The organism is Polaromonas sp., from assembly GCF_030682935.1.
Classification (GTDB): Bacteria; Pseudomonadota; Gammaproteobacteria; order Burkholderiales; family Burkholderiaceae_C; genus Polaromonas.
Window position 1 is genome coordinate 1 of the sequence record NZ_JAUXNA010000307.1, and the last position, 3909, is coordinate 3909.

A 3909-nucleotide genomic window follows, 5' to 3' on the forward strand; every position below is an offset into this window, starting at 1 on the left:
AGCTGGAGCCCAGCATGGTGCGCTCCATGTGCTGCCGCCTGCAGCTCGATTTGCGCGAACTGCTCAAGCGCGGCAATGGCCTGTTCGGCAGCGCCGAGCAGACCGGTAGCCTGGGCGTGGTCACCGTCAACTGCGCGCGCCTGGGCCACCTGCACCAGGGCGACGAGGCCGGTTTGCTGGCCGCGCTCGACCGCCTGTTGGAGCTCGGCAAGCAGAGCCTGGAAACCAAGCGCAAGCTGATCCAGCGCCTGATGGACCAGGGGCTGTTTCCGTACACCAAGCGCTACCTGGGCACGCTGCGCAACCATTTTTCCACGCTGGGCGTGAACGGCATCAACGAAATGGTGCGCAACTTCACGCAAGACGCGCACGACATCACGAGCGACTGGGGCCACAGCTTTGCGGTGCGGTTTCTCGACCATGTGCGGGAGCGCATCATCGCGTTCCAGGAGGAAACCGGCCACCTCTACAACCTCGAAGCCACGCCCGCCGAAGGCACCACCTACCGCTTTGCCAAGGAAGACAGCAAGCGCTGGCCCGACATCCTGCAGGCCGGCACCGACGCGCGGCCTTTCTACACCAACTCATCGCAGTTGCCCGTGGGTTTTACCGACGACCCGTTCGAGGCGCTGGCACGCCAGGAAGAGCTGCAGTCCAAATACACCGGCGGCACCGTGCTGCACCTGTACATGGGCGAGCGCCTGTCCAGCGGCGACGCCTGCCGCGCGCTGGTGCAGCGCGCGCTCACGCGTTTTCGGCTGCCCTACATCACCATCACGCCCACATTTTCGATCTGCCCCACGCACGGTTATCTGGCCGGAGAGCACCCGTTTTGCCCGGCGTGCGACGAGGAGCGCCTGGCCGCCAAGCGCACAGCACTGGCCGCCTGATTTTCAGCGTTTTTTTCAACCTCCAAGGAGATGCATCCATGAGCCACTTTTTCACCACCGAACACGTCGCCAACGCGCAGATTCAGCTGACCGACGATGAGCGCCAGCCCTGCGAGGTCTGGACCCGCGTCATGGGCTACCACCGGCCGGTGGCCAGCTTCAACATCGGCAAGCAGGGCGAGCACCAGGAACGCCGTTTCTTCGCCGAACAGCGCGGTGCTTCGTGAGATAGTTGCAGCGCCCGGCATAGACGTGAGCGCTGAGCGCCTGCGCATTGGCGGCCTCACGCCGCTGACCAGCATCGACTTTCCCGGCCGCCTGGCGGCCGTGCTGTTTTGCCAGGGCTGCCCCTGGCGCTGCGGCTATTGCCACAACCCCGAGCTGCTCGATGCCACGGTGCCGGGCACCTTGGCGTGGTCGCGGGTGCTCGCTTTTCTGCAGCGCCGACGCGGCCTGCTCGACGGCGTGGTGTTTTCGGGCGGCGAGCCCACGCTGCAGGCCGCGCTGTCCGCCGCGCTGCCCGAGGTGCGCGCCATGGGTTTCGAAACGGCGCTGCATACCGGCGGCATGTACCCAGAACGGCTGGCAGCGCTCTTGCCGCAGCTGGACTGGATCGGGCTCGACATCAAGGGCCCGCTGCACTGCCACGACGGCATCACCGCCACACCGGGCAGCGGACCGCGCGTGCGCCAATCGCTCCGCTACCTGCTGGCCAGCGGCGTGGCCCATGAATGTCGCACCACCTGGCATCCCGGCCTGTTCAGCGTGAATGAGCTGCTGGCCCTGGCCGACGAGCTGTCCGAGATCGGGGTGACGCACTGGGCCTTGCAGCAATGCCGCACACCGGGCGGTGCGCCGTGTGCGCTCACGCCAGTCCAGACGCAGGCGCTGGCGGCGCGCTTTACCCACTTCGTCTTGCGCCGCGCTTGAGGGCGGCTCAGGCGCCAAGCACGCGTAGCACTTCGGCACCATAGGCCTGCAGCTTCTTGGTTCCCATGCCGCTGATGCCTTCCAGGTCCTGCAGCCTTTGCGGTGCCTGCTCGGCGATGGCGCGCAGCGTGGCGTCGTGAAAAATCACAAACGCTGGCAGGTTGTGCTCGCGCGCTACTTCGCCGCGCCAGGCCTTGAGGCGGGCCAGCCGTTCCAGTGCGCCGGCGTTGAGCGTGGCTTCGACCAGGCCCTTGACCGAGGTTTTGCTGCCGCGCTTGGGTTTGTCGGCTTTGGCGGCCAGGGCCTGCTGGCGCAGCAGCACGCTGGCCTCGCCTTTTAATACCTGGCGCGCGTCGGGCAGTAGCTGCAGGGTGTTGAAGGCCTCGGCGTTCACGCGCACCATGTTTTTGGCAATCAGCTGGCGCAGCACGCTGCGCCACTGGGCCTCGGCCAGGTCGGCGCCAATGCCGAAGGTGCTCAGGCTTTCGTGGCCGTATTGCGTGATTTTTTCGGTGGTCTTGCCGCGCAAAATGTCCATCAGGTGGCCCGCGCCAAAGCTGATGCCGCTGGCCTGCTGCACGCGGTAAATGCAGCTGAGCATCTTGCGCGCCGCCTCGGTGGCGTCCCACACCGCCGGCGGGTTCAGGCAGTTGTCGCAGTTTCCGCAGGGCTGGCTGGCTTCGCCAAAGTAGCCCAGCAGGCTGACGCGGCGGCAGCGCGTGTCTTCGGCCAGGCTGAGCAGGGCGTCCAGCTTGCCGCGCATCACCTGCTTGAATTCTTCACTGGCCGCTTCGCTGGTGTCTATCATGCGGCGCTGGTTCACCACGTCCTGCAGGCCGTACACCATCCAGGCGTCGGCGCTCTGGCCGTCGCGGCCGGCGCGGCCGGTTTCCTGGTAATAGCCTTCAATGTTCTTGGGCATGTCCAGGTGCGCCACAAAGCGCACATCGGGCTTGTCGATACCCATGCCAAACGCGATGGTGGCCACCATCACCATGCCGTCTTCGCGCAGAAAGCGGTCCTGCCGCTGCTGGCGCAGCTTGGCGTCGAGCCCGGCGTGGTAGGCCATGGCTTTGATGCCGGCGGCCTCCAGCATGCCGGCAATTTCTTCGACGCGTTTGCGCGACTGGCAGTACACAATGCCGGCTTCGGCGTCGTGTTCGGTCTGAATAAAGCGCAGCAACTGGCGCGTGGGGTCGGTTTTTTCGACGATGGTGTAGCGGATGTTGGGCCGGTCAAAGCTGCTGACAAACTCGCGCGCTTCTTCGAGCTTGAGCCGCTCTATCATGTCCTGGCGCGTCAGGTGGTCGGCGGTGGCGGTCAGCGCCATGCGCGGCACGTCGGGAAAAGTCTCATGCAGCAGGCTCAAACTGCGGTATTCGGGCCGGAAGTCGTGGCCCCACTGGCTCACGCAATGGGCTTCGTCAATCGCAAACAAACTCAGCAGGCCGCGCTCGTGCAGCGACGCCAGCAGGCCTTTCATGCGCGGCGTGTTGATGCGCTCGGGCGCGGCATACAGCAGCGTCAGTTCGTTGCGCAGCAGCTGCTTTTCCAGTGCGCTGCTTTCCTCAAAAGTCTGCGTCGAATTCAGGAACGCCGCCGAAACGCCAGCTTCCGTCAGCGCGCCGACCTGGTCATGCATCAGCGCGATCAGCGGCGAAATCACGATGGTCACGCCGTGCCCCGCGTTTTGCCGCACGATGGCCGGGATCTGGTAGCACAGCGATTTGCCGCCGCCGGTTGGCATCAGCACCAGCGCGTCGCCGCCGTGCACCACGTGGTCAACGATGGCCTCTTGTGGGCCGCGAAACTGCTGATAGCCAAAAACCTGGCCCAGCACGTCCAGCGGTGTTGACTGGGGCGAAGAAATGGATGCGGGCAAAGAGGACAAGGGGCCAAGCCTGAAAATGGGGAACGATGGGTGAGCGGATAAGCCTATTGTCGGGGAAAGTCAACGGCCATGAAGTCCGACCTAAAATGCAGGCCATGAAGCCGATCACCTACACCCGAGCCCAGCAGATCCCCGCCAATCTGGAAAAACGCATCGCCATTCTGGACGGCGCCATGGGCACCATGATCCAGCGCTTTC

At 64.9% G+C, this 3909-nt stretch carries 4 protein-coding genes; 3 read left to right on the plus strand and 1 reads right to left on the minus strand.

Annotated features, from left to right (window positions below; genetic code table 11):
* From nrdD (Q8K05_RS14120) to Q8K05_RS14130, 3 genes are all read left to right on the plus strand, one after another.
* Window positions 1-890 (plus strand): anaerobic ribonucleoside-triphosphate reductase (gene nrdD, locus Q8K05_RS14120; RefSeq protein WP_305247273.1); only part of this gene is annotated, 890 nt, incomplete at its 5' end.
* A 38-nt stretch (window positions 891-928) separates the two neighbouring features.
* The gene (gene nrdD, locus Q8K05_RS14125) at window positions 929-1117 is read left to right on the plus strand and encodes an anaerobic ribonucleoside-triphosphate reductase (RefSeq protein WP_305247274.1); all 189 of its coding nucleotides are present in this window, start codon (window positions 929-931) and stop codon (window positions 1115-1117) included.
* A complete protein-coding gene (locus Q8K05_RS14130) occupies window positions 1107-1820 on the plus strand; it encodes an anaerobic ribonucleoside-triphosphate reductase activating protein (RefSeq protein ID WP_305247275.1) in 714 nt (237 codons plus the stop codon). Before nrdD (Q8K05_RS14125) ends, Q8K05_RS14130 begins: the two co-directional genes overlap by 11 nt.
* A 7-nt stretch (window positions 1821-1827) precedes the next feature.
* Here the strand turns inward: Q8K05_RS14130 and recQ are convergent, their stop codons facing one another.
* Window positions 1828-3711 carry a DNA helicase RecQ gene (recQ, locus tag Q8K05_RS14135; protein WP_305247276.1) on the minus strand — a complete coding sequence of 628 codons (1884 nt, stop codon included), beginning with the start codon at window positions 3709-3711 and terminating at the stop codon, window positions 1828-1830.
* Window positions 3712-3909 lie beyond the last annotated feature (198 nt).

Excerpts from the sequence above, each read along its gene's own strand:
- nrdD (WP_305247274.1), top strand. The coding sequence starts at position 929 with ATGAGCCACTTTTTCACCACCGAACACGTCGCCAACGCGCAGATTCAG.